Below are 25,989 nucleotides of genomic sequence, written 5' to 3'. Positions count from 1 at the left end.
ATCCCCCCATCCCCCCATCCCCTTGTCCCCCAATCCTCTTTCTCCACTTCCGTTCGCTTAGAGTAATAAAATAAACAAGTTGACCCCTCCGAATTTACTTACTATGACGACTTCTCAAATCCGCTTTTTGATGTGCGCTCCGGAATATTACGATGTAGACTATGTAATTAATCCCTGGATGGAAGGGAATATTCATAAGTCATCTCAAGAACGAGCCTTGCAGCAATGGCAAAAACTACATCACGTACTTAAGGAACACGCGATCGTTGATTTAGTCAAACCCCATCAAGGTGTTCCCGATATGGTTTTCACCGCTAATGCTGGTTTAGTTTTAGGTGAAAATGTGGTATTGAGTCGCTTTTTACATAAAGAGCGTCAGAAAGAAGAGCCTTATTTCAAAGCATGGTTTGAAGAAAATGGCTTTACGGTTTACGAATTACCTAAAGATTTACCTTTTGAAGGTGCGGGTGATGCACTTTTGGATCGAGAAGGACGCTGGTTGTGGGCTGGTTATGGTTTTCGTTCGGAATTGGATTCTCACCCTTTTCTGGCGAAATGGTTGGATATTGAGGTATTATCCTTACGATTAACTGACGATCGCTTTTATCATCTCGATACCTGCTTTTGTCCTTTAGCAAATGGCTATTTACTTTATTACCCCGGTGCTTTTGACTCCTATTCCAACCGCTTGATCGAAATGCGAGTTGCACCGGAAAAACGCATTGCTATAGAAGAAGCCGACGCGGTGAATTTCGCCTGTAATACGGTGAATGTGGACAACGTTGTGGTGATGAACAAAGCTTCCGATGAACTGAAAAAACGTTTGGCAAAAGTTGGTTTTGAAGTCATCGAAACCCCACTTACCGAATTTCTCAAAGCCGGGGGTGCGGCTAAATGTTTAACTTTGCGGGTAAACGAACCTGTAAGAGAAGAAGTACACGCCAACACTTACGTAGAAAGTCAAGTTGTCCGCATGGAAGGACACTTACTCGATTCCGGCTTAATCAACCGCGCCTTAGATTTAATTATAGACAATGGCGGTAGTTTCAAAGTCATGAATTTCCTTTTGGGAGAGCAGCGTCAAAGTACCTCTGCTGCTGAAGTGAAAGTTTCCGCACCTTCCCATGAAGTAATGGAAAGCATTGTATCCCATCTAATTGATTTGGGGGCAATGAACTTACCAGAAGACGAGCGAGACGCGAAACTTCAGCCCGTAATTCAAAACGGAGTCGCACCGGATGACTTCTACGTTAGTACCATTTATCCTACCGAAGTGCGGATTAACGGTAAATGGGTGAAAGTACTTTCGCAGCGTATGGATGGTGCGATCGCAATTACCGAAACGAACCAAGGAACGGTAGCACAGTGTAAAATATTGCGCGATTTAGAAGCAGGGGAACAAGTAATTGTAGATGTACAAGGTATCCGCACCATCCGCAACCCAGAATCGCGAGAAAAACGCAACACCGAGGAATTCAGCTTTATGTCTGCGGGAGTTTCCAGCGAACGCCGCGTAGAGTTGATTGTAGAACAAGTCGCCTGGGAACTACGTAAAATTCGTGATGCCGGAGGTAAAGTTGTTGTCACTGCTGGGCCTGTAGTCATACATACTGGCGGCGGACAACACTTGTCGCAACTGATACGGGAAGGTTACGTACAGGCGTTATTGGGTGGAAACGCGATCGCAGTTCACGACATCGAGCAATCAATGATGGGGACTTCTTTGGGCGTAGACATGAAGCGGGGTATTTCGGTACGCGGAGGACATCGGCACCACCTCAAAGCCATCAACTGGGTTCGTCGTCACGGTAGCATTGCCAAAGCCGTACAGGCAGGAATGATCAAAAAAGGTGTGATGTACGAATGCGTGAGAAATCACATACCTTTCGCTCTTGCCGGTTCAATCCGAGATGACGGACCTTTACCCGACACTCAAATGGATTTAATTAAAGCACAGCAAGAGTACGCGGAATTACTGAAGGGAGCAGATATGATATTAATGCTATCAACCATGCTACATTCCATCGGAGTAGGGAACATGACACCTGCCGGAGTAAAAATGGTGTGTGTCGATATTAACCCAGCAGTGGTCACAAAATTGAGCGATCGCGGTTCCGTAGAATCAGTTGGTGTAGTTACAGATGTCGGATTATTCCTCAGTTTGTTAGTACAGCAATTGGATAAATTGACAAGTCCCTATACCGCTGAAGTTGGTTAATTAAATGTAGAGACTTCGCAATTGCGAAGTCTCCCGAATTATAGATAAATACTAACGCAAAATTATTTATATAATTACTCGTGAGTTATATAAACCTTCCCTATTCCCCCCAACCCTATTCCCTCCCCAGACTAAATGTTTAATTTATTTTGCACGAATACTTACTCAACAAAAAAAATTAATTTATTAAACCAACAGCACCCAGTCAAAAAATATTATTTAACTAAAGTAAAATGCAGCTAACATCCCACAAACAATTCCAAATTAACCCCGTAAGTTTTATTGCTGACTTCCTACTTACAGGAATGGTAATCGGACCGATCGCTGCTCCTTTTCTTGCCGCTTCTGGGTTGCCAATTTTACCGACTATTGCAAAGATAATTTATTTTATGGGTCATCACGTTTGCCCTCAACCTCAGATGGGAGTTGAGTTAGCACCACCTTTCATCATGGCTGTATGTATGCGCTGCTACGGTACCGTAATGGGTTTATTTGCTACCCGCTTACTATATATGGCAGATGAGGGAAAAGCTTTTTACTGGCTGCATCAATACGGTTGGAATGGAGCAGCGCTAGCTACTGTATTAATGATGGCATATCCCCTGGAAATGGCGGGACAGATTTTGGGCTGGTGGAATTTTCAAAATCTTATTGTTGTGCCATTTGGTTTAATTACAGGTTTGGCTTGGGGTTTGTTTACCATGCCGATTTTACACGGTAAGCAAAGTTTAAATCCCACTTGAATATAAAGCTTAATCAAATTGTGGGATGGAGAGCAGCGCATTGCCGGGATTCCCCTTATTTATTTACAGAAAATTGTTTGAGAAACCCTTAAACGAATATAAAAAAGATGCAACCCTGTATGTTGTAGTCTCGAAACAAAAAATTATCAGGACTTAGCCATTAGACATCGAGCAATCGAAATATTGGTCAATTGCTCAACCAAAGCTTTAACATAAACATGGTGATTGTACTGCTCAATCACTAACTGATAACCCTTTGCGGCTAAAGCTTCACCCTGTTTAGGATTTCCTAACAGGCTGTTAATTGCTTGATTTAAACCCTCAGAATCATTGGGATTAACACCCAAAACCGCTTTTGCATCAATGAGTTCTTGGATAATTCCCGATGCACGAGTGATAATTACTGGCTTACGACAAGCAAGCGCTTCAAATAAAGTAGATAAACCTGCTTGAAAGTTGTTTGGGTAAAGAGGAACAACAACAATATCAGCATCGCAGTAAAGCTGTACTAAAGATTTCCAGTCATAGTAGCCATAGGACACATTTGCAGGAATAACTTTAGGAAAAGTCCGCGAATCAACAGTTTTAGTTGGAGAAGCAGCGCAGATTTTGACATCAACATTTAGAGACTCTGTTGCTCGTACAAGAGTTCGATAATCCCGTTGTTCCAAACCTCCACTAACAATCACCGGACGCAATTTATCTTTTGAAGCTTTGGGTGTGAAGAATGATATATCTGTAGGCTGATAGGGAAATAGACAAACGCGATTCTCGGGTAGATCCAGATAATCGCGCAAAAAATCAGCTTGTTCTTGATTAGCTGTCATGAATAAATCAACGCGCTTTCTTATCCCAAACAACTTCAAGGCTAAACGTCCTCGCGGTCTGTTAAGGTTATGGATAAATACAACTACTTTCGCTCCCTTTTCTCTTCCTCCACAGAGCGCAGCAATTGGTAAACCTACGTTCTCATCAGTGCAAAATATTACATCATCACCAGTAAGTCTAATAGATAGTTGACGTGCTAAAGCCCAACTATGTCTGCATCCTATAATCTTTTCACGAACAAGATCTACTGGTAGCAAAAAATATTTGCATGGCTGATGTATTTTTGCGTTTAACAGCCGACTAATTTCAAATATGACATGAGCGGGACTCTTACCAACCTGAGCATCTTGCTTGATATGTTCTAAATCAAAACAACTGCTGAGGGCTAAATGATATGCCATTATAGATTTTTAATTCAACTTTTTAAGTGAATTTACCTATTGAAGATTATTTTTGCCCTTTTGTTGCTTGATTTAATAAAACATGATTTATTCTGATGAAATAATAATAAATTAAAATAAAAAAGTTGTAATAGCGTAGTGCAACGATAAATATTTTTTTCTTGTTTTCTTGTTCCCAGGCTCTGTCTATTTGTGACAACTTAAGGTGAAATTAATGATGTCAACTCGTAATTATCGTTAAAAACGAGGTGAATGCAAGGTATTAAATCAAGCTTCGTACTGAGTTTTTAGCGAAATTTGGGAATCATGGATTCAAAATTTCGCGATTACTTAACTAAAAATGCTGTTTCCAACCTGGCTTTCAGAGCAAAATTTAAGCATTATTGCTTATTGACAAATTGTTTATATCCTTAAGTTGTCATCAATAGTCTCCGACTGGGAACTAGTTAATTACTGTATTAAATTATGTGAAAAAAATATGGTTAATTTTCCTTAAAATCAACACCCTAGGCAGAGCCTCAAAACACTGTGTTCCTTGCCAAAGACAAGGAACAAGAGATTCATATATTTTGTATGAATTTTATTCTAAAAAAGGCACAGGGATTTTATACTTAGACTTTAAGTATAAGTTTGAGAAGTTAACTTACGAGGTTGACAAGTTTTTTGAGCTTCTGGTTGACGTGAAAGGGTTTCATCGAAAATTTCAATAATCCGATCAACTTTAGAATCCCAATCAAAGTAGTTAGTACGCACTCGTTTCGGACCAGCTTCTCCCATTTGACGACGTAATTCTGGTGAATTAGCAAGTTTAATCATTGATAAAGCGAACCCATTCACAAAAGCTTCTATCGAAGTCGGTTCGACCCAAATACCGCAGTCAGGATGTAGGGTATTTGCCGGACCAGCCCATTTTGTTGCAATCACGGGTAATCCTAAAGCCATCGCTTCTAAAACGGCATTACCACCAGCTTCGCGCAAGGAAGGCATTACGAAAACATCGCATTCGCAAAGTAATTTTGATGCTTGTTCGCGTTTCATCCAGCCGCGAAATTTGACGTTATTTTCTAAACCTAAATCGGCAACTTGTGTTTCTAAATCTTCGCGTAATTCTCCGTCTCCAACTAATTCTAAAACGGCGTTTGTTTCGTCAGCAACTTGTTTAAAAGCATCAACTAAAAATTGAATTCCTTTCCAATCTACAAAACGACCTAAATACACAAAACGAACTGGTTTTTCCGGATTGGTCTCTGGCTGTTTTCTTGGTTGCCAAATATCTAAATCAACTCCACATTCAATTACCTCGTAAACCTTTCCCTTACATCCTGTTGGTAAAGATTTTTTAGTCAGGTCGTTGGCAACAATTAAGGTTTCTGCTTTCAATTTACCCGGTACAAATCGATGTAATATGTTAGAAAGTAACCTTCCTAAAGTCACTGACACAACAGCAAATTTAGAATCCATGTAGCGGAAATCTGGAGGGAAATCAACACCACCTGCTAAAGGTCCAAGTACTACTGGTACACCTAAATTGTACATAAAGTTCAATCCTTTGGGTGTAATTGGTGAAGGCTGAAAAACAATATGAATATCTTGACTTTTAATAAGTTTTTTCACCACTTTTCTAGCCTGGATTTGAGTAATCCAATGCACCATTTGTAGAAATATTAAATCTTCAATCCTGTAGTGAAATAATTTACCGACTCGCCAGATACTTTTTTGTAACCAATTATCTTCAATAAAGTGAAATTTATTAAAATCTTGGTCGTGAGGAAATTCTTGACGAAGTTCCTCTCTAACCCTTGCATGACAAACTATCTGTAAATCAATACCGCGTTCCTGAAACAGATAGAAATAATAAAGATTTTTGCCCGATTCACCACCCATGCGGCGAGATACATTCTCTGCCACTAATACTACTCGCAAGGAGTTTTGACTATTGTTATCTATTGTTGATATCATGATATTTTTATTTAAACAGAATTATGAAATTAACCGATCTTCAAAATATAATTATTTATTTAAATTATGCTTTGAAATGGAAATCCAAAACCCAGTAAATTACGAATTAAAAGAAATAGTGCAAGTATGCCGAGGAAAAAGGCTGTAGCTTGGATATCTTGAGCAATACAGGACAGTTTTTCTTGTCTTAGTCCTAAAATATTAACTATATATAAGGGAAAGTCACCGATCGCGATCGTAATAATTGCTCCCAAAGTACCAAAACGATAAAAAGCTAATGGCAATCCCACACCAATTATTACAAACCGAGCGAAGTTGCTTTGAGCCGAATATAACGGTTTTTTTATTGCTAAAAGAGCAGGACTGATTGTGTAAAACAATAGGGAAAACCAAATGCCACAACTCAGAATTGGCATCATCCATTGTGCCTCTTCATACCTTTGGTCATAAAGCGTGCCAATAATTAGATCGCCCAAGGTGACTAAAGACGCTAATAAAATTGCACATCCTAATAGTAAAGTTCTTCGCTGACGAAGAATCTTTTCTCGAAGACTGGCTCGCGGCAAATCCAATTGATTGGAAATTGCGGGGAAAATAACCCTAAAACTAAGTTTTTTAATTATCTCTCGCGGTATACTTGCCAAAGTATAAGCAATTGTGTAAATACCTAAAAGCTTAAATGACAGAAGTTTGGCAAGAATTAGACGGTCTGCTTGTTCTGATACGAACATCAATGCTGATGAAATAAACATCCATCTACCGAAAGATAAAATCTCTTTCAATGCATAAGCATCCCAAGCAAAGCGGTTAGTATATTCCGGTATTAATAAATAACTGCTCGCAGTTCTGTAAATCGCTCCTAATACTACTCCCATCGCTAAAGCAAAAATACTAGGGCTTACCCAAGCCCAGATAATAAAAGTAGATATAGTCATTATTTGTATAATTAAGTCGAATCGAGTCAATCTACCCAAATCAATTCGACGTTCGCAAGTGAGAGTAGCAGTGGAACAAAAGCCATCAATTACAGAGGAAAATCCCATCAGTGGAATTAACCATATTAGTCGAGGGTCATCGTAAAAATTTGTTAATGGTACAGTAAGTAGCAAGCAGAAAAACCAAAGTATAAAGCCCCGAATAATCTGTAAAGTCCAGGCAGTATTACGAAAATCTGGTTCATCACCTCGTTTATTATTAACAATACTTTGAGGAATACCGAGGTCTGAAAACAATTCGATACCAGCCCTAAAAGTATTAACTAAAGCCATTAAACCAAAATATTCTGGTACTAGCAGGCGAGTCAAAATCAGATTACTGGCAAATCGGAATACTTGACTGGTTCCATAACCCGCGAGCGTCCAAATTGCACCCCGAATAGCAAGCTTTTTCAAAGATGTCATAATTATTAAAACAATTTGACTGATAAAGCCAAGTCAATTATCAGATAACAAACAGGAGCAAGTCATAATTGGAAGCATTCTATCTGTATTTTTGTAGCATAATCATAGTCGCCAGCCAATTGAATGTTAGGATGAAATGTTAGGCTACATTACACAATTAACTAGATGATAGTTTTCTCCCGATCAAAGCTTTTTTCAAAATAAAATATTTAAACTACGGTTATAAAGCCATATTTAAGTTTATTTTTTTTAAGTCTTAACTTTAAAGAAATTTCAACAATCATACGCAAACTTACTAGAATTTACACGAATGAGTTTTATTTACAAAATCTTTAAACATTTGAAACAATAACATAATTTATTCTCAAAGTAAAATCACCGCTAAAATATAAATTTCAGATGTAGAAAATAGGTTTTATTTAAAGCTTTTGTAAAGATTACTATTCAAATAATGACAATTAAGACTTTTTTAACTTCAAAAAATTATAAATAAAGCAGCTTATTTTACAGGAAGTTAAGTAGTTTTACCATACTTATATGATAACTTTAACGAAGGAATCAAGTGTATAATTGATTGAATTAGTAATGGTTACAGTTTTAAAGTAAGATTTAATATAGATAATACTTGGTTTAAATTTCGACCTTGAGTGCTATCTATTATTTAGGATATAAGCAACTTAGCTTTTAGAATAATTTTCTTTCTTTTAATAATATCAATTGGTATTTCCTTGCTTTTGCAACAGTTATCTGGAAAATAATAGAATAAAGCATTTATTGCAGTAAAGTAAAAATCTAAAGGCTATAAAAATTACACAAACTGTCAGATATGAAATTACTGATAACAGGAGCATCTGGTTTTTTAGGAAAGTATGTAGTTGCTGAAGCATTGCGACACGGTTTTCAAGTACGTGCTGTAATTAGGCATACATCAGATGAAAAACGTTTACCTTGGTGCAATGCTGACAATTTAGAATTAATCCGTATTAATTTAACCGAATCAAAAGGACTCGAAGATGCTTTAGAAGGTATAGACACCGTAGTACATTTAGCCGCAGCTAAACAGGGTAACTACGATACGCAGTATGCAAATACTGTTGCCGCTACCGAGAATTTACTTAAAGCAATGGTAGTAGCGGATATCAAGCGTTTGGTGGCAATCAGTACATTTAGCGTGTACGACTACTTAAATATTCGCGATCGCGTTATCAACGAAGATTCAGCTATCGAAAGTCAGCCGAATTATAGGGACATTTACGCCCAAACTAAATTAATTCAAGAAAGTTTGTTTCGAGATTTTGAACAGACAAATCGGGGAGAAGTGACAATTCTCCGTCCGGGGATAGTTTACGGAAGAAACAATTTATGGAATGCCCATTTAGGGATAAATTTAAAAAATCGTCTGTGGATTCGGATTGGTGGAAACGCCCAGCTTCCCCTTACTTATGTAGAAAACTGCGCTCAAGCAATAGTTAGCGCTTGTTCTCGTCGAGAAGCGATCGGTGAAACTTTGAATATTGTTGACTCGGATTTACCAACCCAAAAAGTTTATGCCCAAAAAATAGTCAAATTGTTACCACGTCAGCCTTCCATTGGGATTAATTGGACATTGATGCGTTTGTTATCCCGTAGCGCTTGGTTATCTCACAAAATATTATTAGGAATTAAGCTACCCGGAATCTTGATACCAGCAAGACTAGAAGCCCGCTTCAAACCGTTTAGCTACAGTAACGAAAAAGCCCAAAATATACTAGATTGGCAGCCCAAATATTCCTTAAATGAAGCTTTAAAACGTAGCTGTAGCGAGATAGATGCGCTTTGGGATGTAGCAAATAAAACGGGTATTGCTTCGCGATCGCACAAATAGAACAAGGAGATGGGAGAAATTAAAAAATAACTCCTAACTTATAACCTTTAACCTTTAACCTTCCACCTTTAACCTGATTTATGCGTATTGCCTATCTTACGGGAGAATATCCTAGAGCTACGGATACTTTTATTCAACGTGAAGTTGCGACTCTTCGTCAATTAGGAGCAGAAATACACACTTTTTCCGTGCGACCTACAGGTGAAGAACATATGGTAGGAGAAGAACAAAAACAAGAACGAAATCAAACTTTTTATATTCTCCCTCCACACCCCATAAAATTGCTGCGATCGCATTTAAATCTATTATTCGCTTCACCCTCAAGGTATTTGACAGCGCTTAAATTAGCTTGGTCAACAAGAATATATGGATTGCGCGGCAATATATATCAGTTGTTCTACTTTTTAGAAGCAGGTATTCTCGCTCAAGAAATTAAAAAGAGGCAAATTCCCCATCTACACAACCATTTTGGAGATTCTAGCTGTAGCGTTGCGATGTTAGCAGCTTCCTTGGGAGGCTTTAGTTACAGCTTTACCTTACACGGTCCCTATATCTTCTTTCAACCGTATCATTGGAGACTGGATGAGAAAATAAACAGGGCTTTATTTGTAAGTTGCATTAGTAACTATTGTCGCAGTCAGGGAATGATATTTGCACCCATTAAAAAATGGAATCGCTTGCATATAGTTCACTGCGGTATCGACCCAGCATTATTTAAAGTAGTGTCACATAAAGGAAAAGGAAAACGTTTACTTTTTGTCAGCAGACTGACTATTGTCAAAGGCTTACCGATACTTTTAGAAAGTTTAGTTTCTTTGAAGCAACAGCATCGGGATTTGATCTTAACAGTAATTGGTGACGGCAGCGATCGCACTTATTTAGAGCAAATGACGGCTAATTTAGGCTTGAGCGATAATGTAAATTTTGTGGGCTACAAATCGCAAGCGGAAGTACGTAAATACTTTGAGGAAGCAGACGTATTTATTTCATCCAGCTTTGCTGAAGGAGTACCCGTAGTCTTAATGGAAGCAATGGCCGCAGGAGTACCCGTAGTTGCGACCCAAATCGCCGGGGTCTGTGAATTAGTAGAAAATAACGTTAGCGGCTACATCGTACCTGCCGGAGATACAACTTCTCTTACTAATAGCATCGAAAAACTACTGAATGACTGCGAACTCAGAGCCAAATTCGGCACCGCAGGCAGAAACAAAGTAGAAAAAGAATTTAATATTAATCTTGAAGCTCAAAAACTGTACAAAATCATGAGCAAAGCACTGCAACCAGTTGACAGTTACCAGTTGCCAGTTACCAAGAGTTAGGAATTGGGCATTGGGCATTATAAGTTAGGAGTTAAGAGTTATGAGTTATGAGTTATGAGTTATGAGTTAGGAATTAATAATAATTACCTACCCCCTCTTCCCCCTCTTCCCCATCCCCCCATCCCCCCATCCCCCCTCTCCTACTTCGCCCAATCCATCGGCTCTACAGGCTCGAAGGAAGTAGTCATTTTATAAGGAGAACCCGTTTCTAAAGAATTTTGAATTGCTAATACTATTTCATTATTGTGTAGTGAAAATCTAGGTGATAGTCTACAAGGACGATTTTCGATCATCGCATCAGCCATTTCTGCCACACCCCGACAAAAATCCATTTGTTGCGCCCCTTTATATCCAAATTTGGGCGCTTTTTTGACTAAAGGATAATTTTTCTTCCAAACACCTTCAAGTCTTTTTCGTCCTATAGTAAGACTGCGACGGATATAAACGGGGGTTCCATAATACCAGCAATCATCAATGCCGAGTATACCGTCATCGCCAATAATCTTTAAAGAATGGTCATGAGGTGCAACAATACTACAGGTTAATCTCGCAACTACTCCAGATGCAAATTTAATACAGGCTACAGAAAAGTCAGGAGCATCAATATCTAACGGTACATCAGTCTGTTTATCTGGAATTACACAAGACGAGAATGCCGAAACAGTCTCCGCAGGACCGAAGAAAGCTGTCAGCCAGTTTACATAGTAACCTGCGTGTTCTAACGTACAGCCAACTTCAAATTCATCTTTGTAAGGCCAAGGTGTACCCGATTCACTCAGCCATTTTTGATAAGGCATTTGGTGAACTAACCCGTCGTCCATTTCCGCATAAACTAAGCGAACTTTTCCCACCTGATTTTCTCGCAATGCTTTCCACATTGTTTGCGCGGTTTCGCTCAATAGGCTGCATGGGGCGGAGGAAAGATATAAACTTTTGGATAAAGCTGTATCCACGAGTTCCTTGGCTTGTTCCATTTGCATTGCAAACGGTTTTTCCGAATAAACGTGTTTCCCAGCCTCCAAACAAGCTTTAGAAACTTCGTAATGACTGCGTGGATTAGTCAAATTTAAGACTATATCGACCGTATTATCCTCAAGTATTTCGGTCAAAGTTTCGTAAACGCGATCTACATTATGGTAGTTAGCAAACTTAGTAGCGCGATCGCCAATTTTATCCATCACTCCCACAAGTTTTAATTGCGGATGCATTGAGAGAGTTTTAAGGTAATAATCAGCAACATACCCACAACCAACGATGGCAATAGATTTGTAGGATAAATTATTTTTATTGCTATTTTGGTTAACCGGAGTTATTGATTCTTTAGAAAAGGTGGTATCTTTCTTTCTAACTAAATTAGAAATCTTAAATACATTTTTAAGTAGCATAATTTTTTTACTGATTATTCTTTACTTCAACTCCTAACTCCGAACACGGATTAAATGGATGACACTGATTAATAAGTCCGGTGGTACTAACTCCTAACTATTATTAACTAGCTGCTATACCTTTATACTCAACAATAGTAGATTTCCTTCTTAATAAGCGGGATAAATGAAACTGAATCTGACCTATAATTCCAGGAAATTTATCTAATACGCAAAACAGACTATAAAGCAATGCATCAGAAGAAGCAATTTCTCTTGTTTTCGCATATTTATAGACACGAGAAGCTAATAGAGCATAAGCCCCTAAAAGTAAGATGATGCTTATCCCATTAGTTAACCAGGCGTTAGCAACTGCTAAAAGTGGCAATATTAAACCCCAAACCCAAATTCTACGACTTTCTTTGACCCAATGTTTTTCAGGAGATTTTCCGTGCATAAAGGCACCTTCAGCATAAGCGTGTCCGTTACGAATCGAACGCTTCCACCACTGCCTGAAATGCATAATTTGAGCATCGTGTAAAGTCATTTCGGCATCTATACGCATGATTTTGCCCCCAGCTTGACGTAATCGCACGCATAATTCTGGTTCTTCTCCAGCGATCAAAGTGGGATTAAAGCCATTAACCTGTTTCAAAGCTTTGACGCGCATCATCGCATCACCACCGCAGGCTTTAGCTTCACCCACGGGAGTATCCCATTCAATATCGCATAAGCGATTGTAAATATTGGTGGGAAATTCTTCCCGTCTTCTACCGCAAACTACCACAATTTCAGGTTTCGCATTCAGTATCTGGGTTGCTTTTTCCAGCCATTCGTCTACTACCAGACAGTCTCCATCCACGAACTGCACAAACTCAACTGACGGTTCTATTTGCAGTAGATATTCAAATCCCGCATTTCTGGCACGAGCAGCAGTAAAGGGAATTGATAGATCTAGCTCAACAACATTAACGCCCAAATTACGAGCTAATTCAACGCTGCCATCAGTAGAACCAGAATCAACGTAAACAACTGTTTTTACTTTTCCTAAAATTGAGAGCAAACATTGTTTGAGCCGACTTCCTTCGTTACGTCCAATTACAACTACTCCAATTGCATTCACTTATTCTCTCCCGTAATCTATTTTTTGAAATCAAAATATAAAATAGAAAAACTATTTTAATTAATAGACAGGATAAATGCGTGTCTTATTTATTAAAATCCTAATCAGCTTGAAAAGGCTTGTAAGTAGCATAAGACTTTTCTAATAAAAGCTTCCGTTCTACGTAACACTTGCTATCGGGAAACAGTTCGCGCATTCGATTTTTAGAAAGCACTCTCGTACCTCTGACCATCTCCGTCCAAACGGGTAATTTCTTTTCCCAGGATTTCTGTAATTTTTTTTGCACGAATTCCGGTAGTAACCAATAACCAATGACACCAGTATGCGGCTCAATAGGCCAATAATTACTTGGCGTTTGTACCCAATAGCCTTTAGCTAAACGCATTACTTCAGATGCAAAATCAGCTTGCTTTGATTCATCTCCAACGTGTTCGATAACTGAATTACTAAATACGATATCGAAGGATTTATTCGCGAAGCTGTCGGATAAATTAGTCGCATCTCCTTCAACTAAAGTATATTTTCCAAACTTACCAGTACTTTTATAAGAACCTGGTAAATTTACTAGCGTCACTTCAAAATCATGGTCAAACCATTGCCACATCGGCATATGCCCTCCCAAGTCAATAATTTTCGCGTGGGAAGGTGGTTTTACTAAAGCGAGAAATTGCTTCATCCGCTCTAATCGCCAAGCTTTACCAAAGGAATTATGTTTTGCCCATTCCGAGGCTTTTGCATAAGCTATGTGCATATTAATTGTCTCCATATTTGAAATTTTATTCTGTTTCGGCTCGCTCGGAATCTATCAGTATTTCGGACTTTTTACGGTGGTTATTTTTATCAATTAGCTTCTATCAAATGCCAATTTACCATTTTTTTCAAAGTCAGATCAAATATTTAATATTTTTGTTAATTTTATTCTATTGAAATTAGCCGATTTCTATGTTCTAATTCTTGAAAAAGGTTTATCAAATGCATCAGTAAAAATAATGCAAACAGAGCAACTGAACACGTTAACTCCTTTCCCATTTCCGGTTACATTTGTATGTAATCATCCACAAAAGTGGTCGGACTTATTCTTATCTTCATCAGATGCGCTTCCCGATCCCAAAAAGATTCATAGCCGAATCATTACTAATGAAGATTGTTGGATTATTCTGACATATTTGTATTTGAAGCAACGTCATTTGAATATATCAATATCCGACCGTTTTATACCCGGAGAAATCTGTGTTGTCAGTGCGATAGATTTCCGCATGAGGCAAAAGCCTTTTTCTTGTTTTGTAGTCGGCTGTCGTAGCGACGGACATAAACCAGTTTTATCTAATTTTGCCATAGTTCAAAATCAGGCAAATGTAGAATCGAAAACAGATGTATTAATTCCTCATTGGCCTCAACCAGGTTTGATCCCGCGCCAGCAAGAGAGAAGGAATCGAATTGAGAATTTGGTTTTTAAAGGACATGAAGGTAATTTATATGAAGCATTTCGTTCTCCAGAGTTTATTCAAGAATTAGATAAGTTGGGAGTACGGTTGGTAATTAGCCCAAAACCAAAGAATCAACCAGTCCAATGGCACGACTATAGCGATGCCGATTTAGTAATTGCAGTGCGCGATTTACCACACAAGGATTACCTTGTCAAACCGGCTAGCAAGCTTGTCAACTCATGGATGGCAGGTGTACCAGCACTGTTAGGACCCGAACCAGCATTCGTTCAACTACGGCGAGATGCATTAGACTTCATTGAGATCAGAACACCACAACAAGCGATCGATGCAATTCGTCGTCTAAAAAATGAACCTTCTTTATATCAAAAGATGATTGCCAATGGGCTTGAACGTTCGCAAGATTTCACCGTAGAGCGTATTGTACAACAATGGCATGATGTTCTTGGAGGACTTGTAGCGCAAAGATATTCTCGGTGGTGTCAGCGAACTCAAGTCAGTCGGATAGGAGAGTTTGCCATCAATGTATTTCGCAATCAAGTTGCTAGAGCAACAGCTAATTATCATCGGCATCATGGATATCGTCCAATTTCTGGAAAAATAACATAAAAAGTTGAGGTAAGTTGGGTGTTGAGTTTTAAAATTTCACCCAACAATAACAGACCTTCTAGTTAATATCTTTTATTCAAACCTCCAGTTAATTTTATCTATTAGAGTTGCATTATCAAACTTGTTCGCGCTTAAGTGCATTACTTTAAAAATGCATTTTGAGAATTCCGTTGCGAAAATCTAGTTAATGCTGGTTTTTTCTGGGTTGTATTAATACTGATTGTTTTTCTTGCCCTAACCGAAAAAGCAACCGCTATATACAGAACCCAATATACGTTAGCAAGACGTAGCAGATAACTTTCCATCATGTTATTTAAAGTTAAAAATAATAGATAAGCTAAAGGCCACATATCCTCTAAATTCTCAGACCCATAAGCTAGTTTTAGCGAGCGAAAGTAAACTATGCCAAAACTAATCAGAAAAAGAAAAAAACCAACAAAACCAACATCGAGCATTATATCAATAAAACCATTATGGGCATGAGGAGGCACAAAACCTTCCGAGACTGCATAGCCTGCCTCAATTGCATATTTACTTTTTTCTGCCCAGAATGCTCCTCTTCCAAAACCAAACCAAGGTTCTCTCATCAGTTCCGTGAACGCTACATTCCACATAGGTGTTCGCCCTGTTAAAGTAGCGTCTTTACCCATAAGACCTAAGATTTCTACCCATAAACCAATCACTATCGTGGCAATCGAACCAGCAAAAAGCAATACAGCATCTATATAAAATACGCTAACTTTTCCTTTCCATCTAAATTTCTGATAAAATAGCACAATTGAGATAGTGACAAAAGAAACAACAATAGAAGTTTTTGAAGTTGAAAATATTATAAATAACAGCGATATTACAAAACCAGCCCATTTATATCGGCGATGTTTGAGATTATTAATAGGCAACAATAAGAAGGCTATTGAACTTAAAACCATCAAGCTACCAAAGGTATTTTTGTAATCATAAATTCCTTTCCACGCACCTGGATGGTCGTGCCAGTGCAAGCCAGCGCTAGGTAAACGCCAGACAACAAGCATACTTAATATAGCTCCAAGACCAAATGTCCAAGCAACTAATCTTACCTGTTGTTTTAGACTAAATCTTGTTGCAAAATATAAACCAAATGAAGTCATTTGTAAAACTTCTGGCATAAATTTTTCAGTGAACTCAGGATTAACCGACCATATAGATGATGAATAAACTATTGCTGTCAGTATCCAAATAAAGATATCTTTACTAGCTATATGTAAAGCTCTTTTATAACTAAAGCAAATCAAGATCAGAGAAGTTGACCAAACAAAATATCTAATTATTGATATTATTGACTCTGAGATTATTCCTGGCGAAGTTTTAGTAGAACCAACAGCAAAACCTCCAGAGAAAAAAGTTAAGCCAATAATCACAAAGATTTTTTCAGCTATTTCTAGATGTTGTTTTTTCACGTCATTTATTAGTCAAATTATTTATTGATAATTTATTTGGATTTAATTTATAATTTTCAATTGATTTTTGTCCTCGCTTATTTGATACAGTATATTAGGAATCGCCAATTATCTCATTGGTAGTTAATTTATGGGTTCAGACTTTATTGAAAGCAAAATAGATTTTAAAGCAGTTCCCCAACTCTTTGTAGTGTCATAAAACTTTTCTTGCAGTATCAAGCACCTTTGCTTCTTTTGTTCGTAAAGTTGGCGATCGCCGTATAGTGAGAGTAAAGCATCGCCATAAGCCCTAATATCATTGGGAGGAACTTCCATAACAGCTTCACGAACGTAAGACAACGCCGGACAGACTGCGGAAGTAACCACGGGACGACCAGATAATATGCTTTCACAGACTACGCGGTTGAAACCTTCGCTAAAGTTTGTTCTCGTTGGTACAATGACAACGTGAGAGTGGCGATACATTTCCCGCATCTGCGATTTACTACAGTACCCATGAAAAATAAAAGACTTATTAATTCCAGCTTGAATCGTTTGACGGCGTAAACTTTCTAAAGCCGACCCCTCACCACAGATATTGAAAATAATATCAAGTCTGTCAACAGCAAAACGCTTGGCAATTTCCAGCAGGTCAAAAACTCCTTTATTTTGCTCAACCCTACCCGCAAACAAAATTTGAAAAGGTGAATGCTCTGGATGTGATTCGTTAATATCAGCAAAGTCTGCTCGGCGATAAGTAGAAAGAAATTCTAAAATAGGTCGGTGTTTACCATTTGTTAATTCAGAAATTTGCTTGGAAATATCTTCTGAGGCTACAAGTATTGCTTGAGAGTCACGAGCAAATAAATTTGTACTAAGTTTTACATTCAATTTATCAATTAAGCGTAAGGGTAAATACTTGCGCCACAGCAAACAATGTAGGGATGGTATAACTTTGATTCCGAACCCAGAAAACAAAGACAATACAAACCAATAGGTTGTACCACTATCTACAACCACAACATTTGCTTTAAAGCGTATTGCCTGTAAGAGTAATAATAATCCGTTGCCGATATATCCTAAGTGAAATAAAATTCCCTTGGCTCCCGACGATAGTAACGGACGATGTTCAACGATAAAACCCTCGCTTTTAACAAATTCTTTTTGATTCGAGCTTGCAATTACATAACATGAAGCATCTAATTCCTGACAAACATCATAGAATTGACTAGAGAAGGCAACCGATACTTGTGAAGGTGTATCTTCTTTATTAATCCAGCAATGATAAGCTTCGACAGCATCTTCTGGACCAAGAGCATAAATAATCCGTAAGGGTTTAGACATTTTCTTATTTAATCACATATTAATTGAATCTCTTTCTGTACGAATCCAAGTATTCTGAGGTTGAGCCAAAAATTGAAAATATATAGGTATCTTTTTCATAATATAAAAAGGTATAGCCAAAAGTTCTAACAAAGGTAAATCGGTACGCCCAAATTTAGTCCAGGCTGCTATCACACTCGCAAAAAATAAACATCCACCCGCAATGATCGTAATTAAGGGCAACCATGTTGCTGTAAATATTGCGCTTATCAAAGAAAATACTAAGGCAGAAAACCAGATTAAAACGAATAAAGATAGAGGTGGCACGCACAAGTCAATAGCACTTACCAACAGGTCAAATCGTTTTTGTTGTACTGATTCTTTGAATAAAGTTGGCACATAAGTGAGTAAAGTATTTAAATGACCGTGTTCCCAACGCTTTCGCTGACTTTTTACTGCTTTCGTTTGCTGCGGTAAAATCCCCTCGATCTGAGCTTGCGGACAAAATAATGGTGGATAGCCCGCAATACTTAAATCTATACCTAATTTCATGTCTTCGACGATACTGCCACTAGCTAAATTCACAGAGCGAATTACAGCGAAAGGAAAAGCCATACCCGTACCAGTCAACAAACAAGGCATCCCCAGTTTGGCTAAACCAAGCAAACGAACCTGATTTTTGACCCTAAAAGCAAATGCTGAAACCGATTGCTTGGCTGTACTATTACTCGGCTGTGCCATCAAATATGTTGCTTGCACGGGTCTTCCTGTAGTTATAGCTTTTTGGATAAGTTGTTCAATGGCATTTTCTGAAACTTGACAATCAGCATCTAAAAAGACCACAACATCAGGCGGATGCGATTCTAAAAAGCATAAACCATAATCCAAAGCGTATCCCTTACCCCTCAAATTCGGTTCGTGACGTTCGATAACTGTGGCTCCAGCGGTACGGGCAATCTCCGCAGTATTATCAGTACAATTATCAGCTACTACTACGACCCTATGTAAGCTATTTAACTTTAATTTCAAATTTTCTAACGTCGAACCAATTACAACTTCTTCATTATGAGCCGGAATTAAAACAGTAAATTCAACATCTTTAATATCTTGTCTGTAGTAAGTATTAATTCGAGGAATCGGCAATAATGCCACCATACATTCTATAAAAAGCACGCTGCACAGAACAAATAACCAGACGGCACAAGCAAATAATACGGTATAAATGCATCCTAATAACTGATTCATAAACATCGGTCGTCACCTTAATTTACTTGTTTTATAGTTTTACAAACTATCTTTGCAGGTATGCCTACTGCGGTTGCTCCCGGTGGTACATCACATAAAACAACCGCATTAGCTCCGATATTCGCTCCATCTCCAATAAAAATATCGCCAAAAATCTTGGCTCCCGCTCCTACATTTACCCTTTTTCCCAACTTCGGCACTTCCAAAGGACGCTCTAAATAACGATTACCTAAACTCACTCCCTGACGAATAATCGAATCATCGTCAATTGCACAAAATCCGTTAATTACAATCCCACCCTGGTGTTCGACAACCACGCGCCGCCCTAGTTTAACGGTAAATGGTATTTCAATTCCGTAAGTATTGCGAACCTTACGATGCATCATTTTATATATCAAAGTTAAAGGCGATCGCATCCATTTGGATTTAACTTTCATCCGCCAAACTCCGAAACGATGAACTGCAACGGCTCGAAATCCCGGTCGCGTCCAATCTCGTCCGTGAGTTGTCCAGTCTTCCTTCAACTGCTCCCACAAACTCAAATCATTAGCTGACATTTGCGTTTGGCTGTAATTTGTTATTTCGTTCAGTTGGGTACTCATAGTTCACCTTTGATTAGTGTTCGGGTCGAGTATTCACTTCTAACTTCTAGATTTAAGAACGCATTATCCCCGCGTCCACTTTCTCAGCGCTCGATTCAGATTGAGGACTACTGTAATAGAAATAGTTATTTGGCTCGTGCTTGACATTTACACCATTGGCAATAATTCCCAAAACATTCGCCTCCGACCTTTCTAGTAAAGACTTTGCAGCATTAGCACTCGCTGAATCTACTAATCCAGGTCTAACTACAACCAAAACGCCATCCACCATTTGCGATAAAACCGCAGTCTCCGCAGTTCCAACTAAAGGAGGAGTATCAAAAACTATGTAATCGTAATTAACAGACAGCATCTCTATAAAACTTGTCATTCGCTCTGAATCGATTAATGCTAGGGGATTCGGCGGCATAACGCCTGATGTTAGCACTGATAGATTATCCGCAACTATTTGCACGGCATCTTCTAAATTGTTTTCTCCAACCATCACATTACTCAAACCAATAGAGTTAATTAAACCCCAAAGATGATGTTGAGATGGCTGACGCAGATCGGCATCAATTAACAGCACTCGTCTTCCTACCTGTGCCATAACTGCTGCTAAATTAGCTGCGACTTCTGTTTTACCTTCACCTGCTACAGAACTTGTGACTACAATTGAGCGAACTTTCTTATCTAAGCTGATAAATTTCAAGTTAGCTTGAAGCATTTGATATGCTTCGTGAATTACCGTGCGAGGTGAAGTTGCAACAATAACTCTTTCGGATACTCCTGCAATTTGATTCTTTACAGCAGATATATTACCAGTATTAATATCGAATTTGGGAATTAACCCGAGCAAGGTGTAGCCAAAAAGATTCTCCGCTTCTTTAGCAGTTTTCAGCCTTCGATCAATCAAATCTGCAAAATAAGCCGAACCGATACTTAGTAATAAACCAACAAAGAGGCTACCAAAACTAATTAGAAATCTCTTTTTCTGATCTTGAGGACTAGGATGTACTTCCCTCGCTTTTTCAACGATACTGGCATTCCCCACAGTTTGATTTTCTGCTAATTTAGTTTCTTCTAATCTTGCCTTGAGGTTTTCGTAACTTTTTTGGGCTATTGATAATCTTTGTTCTAACTGATTTTGCATTCTCTCTAAATTTGGAATATTTTCAGTCCTCTGCTTGTAAATATTCCTTAGTTCAGACAAAGATTCTATCTTCTTTGCCAAACCTAAGCGCTGTGAGTGTAAGTCAACAAATTCGGCAGTCAAGTTTTGCTTAACTTGTCCTATTTGTAAACTGCTTGGAGCAATCCGCGCTTGATATCCTAAAGACTCAATTGTTCGCTTCTGCAATAAATTATTTAAAGCAGCTTCTTTTTGTTCAAGATCCACAATAGATGGATGAGCGTTAGTCCGTGTAGTTCTTAAAGTTGTTAATTCAGTTTGTACTTTTTGTAATTCATCTAATACTTCCTGTACCCCTTTGACTTGACTTAAAGAAGTTATATCTATAGCCTTATCCAAAGGTAAATTTACTTGACGACTGACTTCATTTTCTCTCGCGCTTATTTCAGCAAAGTCCGATTTAGCCTCGGCTAATTCTTTATCTATTTCATTAATAATATCAACTGCTTTAATTTTCTCTTCTTTTAACTCGATTACTTGATTTTTCTGTTTGAAATCTCGTAATTCTCTTGTTGCGTTGTTTAATTCTTTTTCCGCTCCTGGCAATTGTCGCTCAATAAACCTTCCTGCTGCGATCGCTTCAGAACTGTTGCTATCAATATTCTGTTTAATATAGGCTTCCATCACATTATTAACTACTTTTATAGCTAATTCTGGATTATCAGATGTGTAAGAAACTCTCATTATATCAGTACCTACAATTGAACCAGTACTGATAGATATTGAATCTGGATTTAAAGGTTGACCATTTTTTTCTTCAAGATCCAGAGACTTTACAACTTCCTTAATTATTGGTTCGGACTGCAAAATTATTGCTTGCGTATCTAAAGGGTTAGCTTCGCGTTTGATTGATTCTAAATGACCAATGTCTTTTCCAGCACCCGTTAGAGATGAGGTGTTATCTGCTCGAAAAAGTAGTTTCCCTGTAGCTTCAGAGGCAGGCTTTTGAGTTATCCAATTGAAAGCTGCAAAACCAGCAAAACCAGCGAAAACAATTGTTGCTACTAGCCAGCGGCGTTTCAAAACCAGCAAATACTTTTGTATATCTATCTCTTCAGGATAGTTATTATTCTCCATAGCTCCTGATGGGGTTACGTATTTTTTAATTGTGGTAATAGTACAAAAAAATCAAAGAGAAATACCAGTTTTTTATAGTTTGGTATGTTTTTTAAGAGAAGTACAAATAACTTCTACATCCTCTTAAAACCTTTGAAAGCAGACAAAATATTATTAGTTCGATTTCGTTTCACTTTCGACCACGGATTTTTATACAGTTTAAGCCGTTGCTTGAAGATTAAATAAAGGAATGGAAGCGCATCCATGATATATCTTTTCCAAAGCCTCTTCGGTTCGCTTGAAAGTCTATATAGCCACTCCAAACCAACTTCACTCATCCATTTTGGACAACGTTTGATATTTCCAGCTTCAAAGTTAATAGTTGCACCGATTGCCAAAAATATCTCGATTTTGTGCAAATGTTTTCTATGTTTTGCAACCCATATTTCTTGTTTGGGAGCGCCCACTCCAATTGCTAAAACAGTTGCATTTGAAGAATTAATCATGTTCAAAATTTTCTGACATTCCTCTCCATCTTTCTCAAATCCAAAAGGGGGTGAGTAAGTATCGACAATGATATTTCTCCCTACCTTAGAATTAATATTTTTCTGAGCGATCTCCGCAATTCCATCTGCGGCTCCAAGTAAAAAAATTTTTATGCTTTCATCGTTTTTATAATAAGTATAAAAAGCTGGAAACAGATCGGAACCGGATATTTTTTCTCGTATGGGTGTTCCTAAGAAATGAGATACATACATCAATATTTTGCTATCGCAAACTCTGTATTCTGCTTCTTGATAAACTCCATAAAAATCAGGGTCTCTCTGCAACTTCATCAGGTGGTCTACGTTGGGAGTCACTACAAGACCACCGTCTCGCAGATTATTTAACAGGTCGCTCATCGCGACATTGTGAATATTTACGTTCAGTAACTGCACCTGTATCATCACCTGTATCCAAACGATACTACGTTTAAAATGAAACGACTAGCCAGGTCTACCAATAATTAGGGAAACTCAAATGACTCTACGGAACAAGCGCAATTAAAATGCGGTTTTCACATGGTTATAATCCGAGGATTTCCAATCTTGTTTGGTCATCATATTAATCAACCAACAGCTTGGATTTGGATGTGAACACTCATCGTTACCGCAGCAGAGGCTAAAGGATTTTAAATAATTAGCTTCAAGCAAAAACTTATGAATCAAAAACAATTAGGATTTAGACAAAATACAATGGTTTATGTCTATTTCTTCATTTTTCTGCGAACAAACTTTAATATAACTTCAATTGGAATCATTTAAACATACTACTATAAAGTTAATGTGTAGAAACAGCCGTTTATAGTAAAGTAATTATAAAGTTACCGTAAAATTCCGGAAAAAATAGCATGGTTTTGGATAGACAAGGCTTCTTTTTTCTTTTTTAATCGTCTTTTCGGTTATAATTTAACAAAGTTTAAACATATTCGTGTTTTGATGGGTAAATATATAAGTATTTGGATAAATATTTGTAAAACTTTATAAATACATCAATAAGTACATACTTTTTATTCGTAATTTTTGATTATTTATTATCTAACAAGTCAGTATGAATAAAGATATTAATGAAAAGAACTATTACTAGTATTCCACCACATTAATTTTGATGGATAAAATTTTCGTAGTGCGAGCATCTTGCTCGCTCGTGGTAGAAAGATCGCGGGACGCTTGCGCTTCCCTGCGGGAACACCTTGCGGTGAACGCGCACACTTCGTGAGTCTGCGCTTACGCACACGCACTACGCTAACCCCTCATAACTTATGTGGTCAAGTACTAGTATTCCACTACATTAATTTTGACGGGTGGCATCCAATCCGCCAGGGACTGCAAGTCCCTGTCTGATAGCATAAGTCCTATAAATAGGACTCAGCTAATACTCCTCATAACTTATGTGGTGAACTACTAGCAGTTATTTTGGTTAAGGACACTTAGACGGGCAAGATGCCCGCTTATTATACAAAAATTAGATACGCGATCGCTTAGTTGTTGTACTTAAAATGCAATACTCTTTAAGCATCAATTTAAGAATTACTTTTTAACCACTTTGTAATCCCATCAGCAAGAGTTTGCGCTAATTTTTTCTGTTGTTTAGGATTTGTCACCCACTCAAATTCCTCTGGGTTGCTCATAAAACCTAATTCCAAGAGTAGTGATGGTGCTGCTTCAGGACGAGTTAACGCTAAGTTGTTCCAAAATACACCATAGGAAGGTCTATCTAATTTCTCAACTAAATAATTATGTAGAAATACAGCCAAACTATGGGCTTGGGGATGATACCAAAACATTCCTACACCCTTGGTTTTTTCTGCATCACCATAATCGGGAAGAGCATTGTAATGAACAGATAATGATAAGGTGGGTTCTTCTTGAGAAATTATTAGTTGCCTTTGGTCTAATGATACAAATTTATCATCTTCCCGCGTCATTACCACTGTTGCGCCTCGTTTAACCAATTCTTCACGCAGCAGCTTGGATACAGTTAAATTTACATCTTTTTCTGCTAAGCCCGTTGGTCCAGTGGCTCCCGATTCTTCACCACCATGTCCGGGGTCTAATAAAATCTTAATTCCTGATAAAGGTTTCCGTCTGCTACGAGCTAATTGGGGAGGATGACGTAATTTTAACTTTAAAGTTGTTCCTTCATATGCCAATTTGTATCCCCAATGTTGATTTTTCTTCAGATTAAAAACATATTGCACTGCACCAGAATTTACTCCTGGAGAAGGAGGTATTTGTTGCCAATCCATCATTGAGATAAACGGATTATCATTAAATGGAATGGTGTCAGTTTGAGCGGTAGTGTTGTGCAGCGTTAAGGTAAATTTATCCGCATCCTGCTTGACGCTCACGGGTACGGGAGTTTGTAATGGGAAACTTACCAAGGTTTCGGTTTTAGTTTGACTGGAAGCGACACTACGAATTATTGTATTTGGGACGATCGCGTTGGGTAAAGTCACAGTTTCCGCGCTTTTAATCCAAGCACCATATTCCAAACGCAGCCATTCACCCGTTTTTCCCGTTACAGCCGAACGGGTACCCTTTGGCAATGGCGTTAGTCTAGAATAATCAGTAGAAGGCCCGGTGCGAGCCACACCATACTCGGCATTTACTTCTATAACTGGCAAATTCGCGAGTTTTAGAATGCTTATCTTTCCAGGGGCTTCTTGAGTTATTGTTTGACCGTTCAACGTTAGTTGATATGCTGGTTTTGCTTCAGCAGCAGATTCTATTGTGGTACAGCCAGAATATTCGCCGATCGTAGCCTTTTGGGGTTGATTAGTTCCTGTTAAAGCCGCTAAATTGCTGGGTAACTGTGCTTGTGGTGGTTGAAGCAGCAGAGGAACTTGTTTATTTTCACCCAATTTTACAGATACTGTGGCGCTTGGAGGTGCGATCGCGCTAAAACATATAAGTTCTCCTGGAAGTCTAGCAATATCAACTTGTGGAATTAAAGATTCTTTGGCAAACGCTAACCCTTTGGGTACCGACTGTTGGTCGTTAAGCCTAGTTACTTTAATTTGAATCTCTTGGGATAAATGGCGAATTGTAAATAAGTTTTCCCCTATCTGTAAAGGGAAACTAGGTGCAAAATGACCGGATTGAGAACGATTAATTGGTTTACCATTTATCAGAACTTGTCCGGTTGGTGGAGCCGTACCAATGAAAAAGATTCTATCTGAGGTTGTTTTGTGGTTTGTCGGGGGATAAACCACTCTCAGAGTTTGTTCTTGTGCCGAAGCTAAATCGGAAGTCGCGATCGAAGCTAATAGTACTAATCCTAACAGTGGTTTCACGTCGATATTACACAATATTCTCAACATCTACTGTGGCACAATGACGGGATGTAATTTTTAGAAGTTGCT

Annotated in this window: 18 protein-coding genes; 5 read left to right on the top strand and 13 right to left on the bottom strand. The window is 38.2% G+C overall.

From position 1 onward, the window contains the following. Window positions 1-103 precede the first annotated feature (103 nt). Together VB797_RS13650 and VB797_RS13645 are read left to right on the top strand one after the other, a co-directional pair. A complete protein-coding gene (locus tag VB797_RS13650; RefSeq protein ID WP_323238231.1) occupies window positions 104-2,218 on the top strand; it encodes a TIGR00300 family protein in 2,115 nt (704 codons plus the stop codon). A gap of 233 nt (window positions 2,219-2,451) precedes the next feature. Further along, window positions 2,452-2,961: a DUF2085 domain-containing protein gene (locus VB797_RS13645; protein WP_323238230.1), complete on the top strand. Its 510-nt coding sequence runs from the start codon at window positions 2,452-2,454 to the stop codon at window positions 2,959-2,961. Between the two features lie 146 nt (window positions 2,962-3,107). Here the strand turns inward: VB797_RS13645 and VB797_RS13640 are convergent, their stop codons facing one another. The 3 genes from VB797_RS13640 to VB797_RS13630 form a co-directional block, all read right to left on the bottom strand. Further along, window positions 3,108-4,190 carry a glycosyltransferase family 4 protein gene (locus VB797_RS13640; RefSeq protein ID WP_323238229.1) on the bottom strand — a complete coding sequence of 361 codons (1,083 nt, stop codon included), beginning with the start codon at window positions 4,188-4,190 and terminating at the stop codon, window positions 3,108-3,110. A gap of 618 nt (window positions 4,191-4,808) precedes the next feature. Further along, the gene (locus VB797_RS13635) at window positions 4,809-6,149 is read right to left on the bottom strand and encodes a glycosyltransferase family 4 protein (protein WP_323238228.1); all 1,341 of its coding nucleotides are present in this window, start codon (window positions 6,147-6,149) and stop codon (window positions 4,809-4,811) included. A gap of 59 nt (window positions 6,150-6,208) precedes the next feature. After that, the gene (locus VB797_RS13630; protein WP_323238227.1) at window positions 6,209-7,549 is read right to left on the bottom strand and encodes an oligosaccharide flippase family protein; all 1,341 of its coding nucleotides are present in this window, start codon (window positions 7,547-7,549) and stop codon (window positions 6,209-6,211) included. A gap of 826 nt (window positions 7,550-8,375) precedes the next feature. Between VB797_RS13630 and VB797_RS13625 the strand changes: the two genes are divergently transcribed. Together VB797_RS13625 and VB797_RS13620 are read left to right on the top strand one after the other, a co-directional pair. Beyond that, window positions 8,376-9,413 carry an NAD(P)-dependent oxidoreductase gene (locus VB797_RS13625; RefSeq protein ID WP_323238226.1) on the top strand — a complete coding sequence of 346 codons (1,038 nt, stop codon included), beginning with the start codon at window positions 8,376-8,378 and terminating at the stop codon, window positions 9,411-9,413. 80 nt (window positions 9,414-9,493) lie between these two features. Further along, window positions 9,494-10,732, top strand: a complete 1,239-nt coding sequence (locus tag VB797_RS13620) for a glycosyltransferase family 4 protein (RefSeq protein ID WP_323238225.1) — start codon at window positions 9,494-9,496, stop codon at window positions 10,730-10,732. 140 nt (window positions 10,733-10,872) lie between these two features. On the opposite strand, the gene VB797_RS13615 is transcribed toward VB797_RS13620, so the two are convergent. The 3 genes from VB797_RS13615 to VB797_RS13605 all read right to left on the bottom strand — a co-directional run bounded on the left by VB797_RS13615 (window position 10,873) and on the right by VB797_RS13605 (window position 13,970). Beyond that, the gene (locus VB797_RS13615; RefSeq protein ID WP_323238224.1) at window positions 10,873-12,117 is read right to left on the bottom strand and encodes a Gfo/Idh/MocA family oxidoreductase; all 1,245 of its coding nucleotides are present in this window, start codon (window positions 12,115-12,117) and stop codon (window positions 10,873-10,875) included. Between the two features lie 103 nt (window positions 12,118-12,220). After that, a complete protein-coding gene (locus VB797_RS13610; protein ID WP_323238223.1) occupies window positions 12,221-13,219 on the bottom strand; it encodes a glycosyltransferase family A protein in 999 nt (332 codons plus the stop codon). 100 nt (window positions 13,220-13,319) lie between these two features. Beyond that, window positions 13,320-13,970 carry a methyltransferase domain-containing protein gene (locus VB797_RS13605; protein ID WP_323238222.1) on the bottom strand — a complete coding sequence of 217 codons (651 nt, stop codon included), beginning with the start codon at window positions 13,968-13,970 and terminating at the stop codon, window positions 13,320-13,322. 238 nt (window positions 13,971-14,208) lie between these two features. On the opposite strand from VB797_RS13605, the gene VB797_RS13600 reads away from it, so the two are divergent. Continuing rightward, window positions 14,209-15,273, top strand: a complete 1,065-nt coding sequence (locus VB797_RS13600; RefSeq protein ID WP_323238221.1) for a glycosyltransferase family 1 protein — start codon at window positions 14,209-14,211, stop codon at window positions 15,271-15,273. A gap of 140 nt (window positions 15,274-15,413) precedes the next feature. On the opposite strand, the gene VB797_RS13595 is transcribed toward VB797_RS13600, so the two are convergent. The 7 genes from VB797_RS13595 to VB797_RS13565 all read right to left on the bottom strand — a co-directional run bounded on the left by VB797_RS13595 (window position 15,414) and on the right by VB797_RS13565 (window position 25,920). Beyond that, a complete protein-coding gene (locus tag VB797_RS13595; RefSeq protein WP_323238220.1) occupies window positions 15,414-16,709 on the bottom strand; it encodes an O-antigen ligase family protein in 1,296 nt (431 codons plus the stop codon). Between the two features lie 123 nt (window positions 16,710-16,832). After that, window positions 16,833-18,032, bottom strand: a complete 1,200-nt coding sequence (locus tag VB797_RS13590; RefSeq protein ID WP_323238219.1) for a glycosyltransferase family 4 protein — start codon at window positions 18,030-18,032, stop codon at window positions 16,833-16,835. Between the two features lie 12 nt (window positions 18,033-18,044). After that, on the bottom strand, window positions 18,045-19,256 hold the full coding sequence (locus tag VB797_RS13585; protein WP_323238218.1) for a glycosyltransferase family 2 protein: 1,212 nt from the start codon (window positions 19,254-19,256) through the stop codon (window positions 18,045-18,047). A gap of 17 nt (window positions 19,257-19,273) precedes the next feature. After that, window positions 19,274-19,858 carry a serine O-acetyltransferase gene (locus VB797_RS13580; RefSeq protein ID WP_323238217.1) on the bottom strand — a complete coding sequence of 195 codons (585 nt, stop codon included), beginning with the start codon at window positions 19,856-19,858 and terminating at the stop codon, window positions 19,274-19,276. 52 nt (window positions 19,859-19,910) lie between these two features. Then, window positions 19,911-22,106, bottom strand: a complete 2,196-nt coding sequence (locus VB797_RS13575; RefSeq protein WP_323238216.1) for a GumC family protein — start codon at window positions 22,104-22,106, stop codon at window positions 19,911-19,913. A gap of 113 nt (window positions 22,107-22,219) precedes the next feature. After that, a complete protein-coding gene (locus VB797_RS13570; protein WP_323238215.1) occupies window positions 22,220-23,032 on the bottom strand; it encodes a WecB/TagA/CpsF family glycosyltransferase in 813 nt (270 codons plus the stop codon). Window positions 23,033-24,147: 1,115 nt separating this feature from the next. Further along, on the bottom strand, window positions 24,148-25,920 hold the full coding sequence (locus VB797_RS13565; RefSeq protein ID WP_323238214.1) for an N-acetylmuramoyl-L-alanine amidase: 1,773 nt from the start codon (window positions 25,918-25,920) through the stop codon (window positions 24,148-24,150). Between the last annotated feature and the right edge of the window lie 69 nt (window positions 25,921-25,989).

The sequence above is a fragment of the Rivularia sp. UHCC 0363 genome (assembly GCF_034931125.1).
Taxonomy (GTDB): Bacteria; Cyanobacteriota; Cyanobacteriia; order Cyanobacteriales; family Nostocaceae; genus Rivularia.
Note: the sequence above shows the minus strand (reverse complement) of the source record. Positions and strands in the feature narration are given on the sequence as shown.

What these genes read in the sequence shown, in the direction of transcription:
- VB797_RS13650 (WP_323238231.1), top strand. Translation starts at nt 104, where the DNA reads ATGACGACTTCTCAAATCCGCTTTTTGATGTGCGCTCCGGAATATTAC.
- VB797_RS13645 (WP_323238230.1), top strand. Translation starts at nt 2,452, where the DNA reads ATGCAGCTAACATCCCACAAACAATTCCAAATTAACCCCGTAAGTTTT.
- VB797_RS13640 (WP_323238229.1), bottom strand. Translation starts at nt 4,190, where the DNA reads ATGGCATATCATTTAGCCCTCAGCAGTTGTTTTGATTTAGAACATATC.
- VB797_RS13635 (WP_323238228.1), bottom strand. Translation starts at nt 6,149, where the DNA reads ATGATATCAACAATAGATAACAATAGTCAAAACTCCTTGCGAGTAGTA.
- VB797_RS13630 (WP_323238227.1), bottom strand. Translation starts at nt 7,549, where the DNA reads ATGACATCTTTGAAAAAGCTTGCTATTCGGGGTGCAATTTGGACGCTC.
- VB797_RS13625 (WP_323238226.1), top strand. Translation starts at nt 8,376, where the DNA reads ATGAAATTACTGATAACAGGAGCATCTGGTTTTTTAGGAAAGTATGTA.
- VB797_RS13620 (WP_323238225.1), top strand. Translation starts at nt 9,494, where the DNA reads ATGCGTATTGCCTATCTTACGGGAGAATATCCTAGAGCTACGGATACT.
- VB797_RS13615 (WP_323238224.1), bottom strand. Translation starts at nt 12,117, where the DNA reads ATGCTACTTAAAAATGTATTTAAGATTTCTAATTTAGTTAGAAAGAAA.
- VB797_RS13605 (WP_323238222.1), bottom strand. Translation starts at nt 13,970, where the DNA reads ATGCACATAGCTTATGCAAAAGCCTCGGAATGGGCAAAACATAATTCC.
- VB797_RS13600 (WP_323238221.1), top strand. Translation starts at nt 14,209, where the DNA reads ATGCAAACAGAGCAACTGAACACGTTAACTCCTTTCCCATTTCCGGTT.
- VB797_RS13590 (WP_323238219.1), bottom strand. Translation starts at nt 18,032, where the DNA reads ATGTCTAAACCCTTACGGATTATTTATGCTCTTGGTCCAGAAGATGCT.
- VB797_RS13585 (WP_323238218.1), bottom strand. Translation starts at nt 19,256, where the DNA reads ATGAATCAGTTATTAGGATGCATTTATACCGTATTATTTGCTTGTGCC.
- VB797_RS13580 (WP_323238217.1), bottom strand. Translation starts at nt 19,858, where the DNA reads ATGAGTACCCAACTGAACGAAATAACAAATTACAGCCAAACGCAAATG.
- VB797_RS13575 (WP_323238216.1), bottom strand. Translation starts at nt 22,106, where the DNA reads ATGGAGAATAATAACTATCCTGAAGAGATAGATATACAAAAGTATTTG.
- VB797_RS13570 (WP_323238215.1), bottom strand. Translation starts at nt 23,032, where the DNA reads ATGATACAGGTGCAGTTACTGAACGTAAATATTCACAATGTCGCGATG.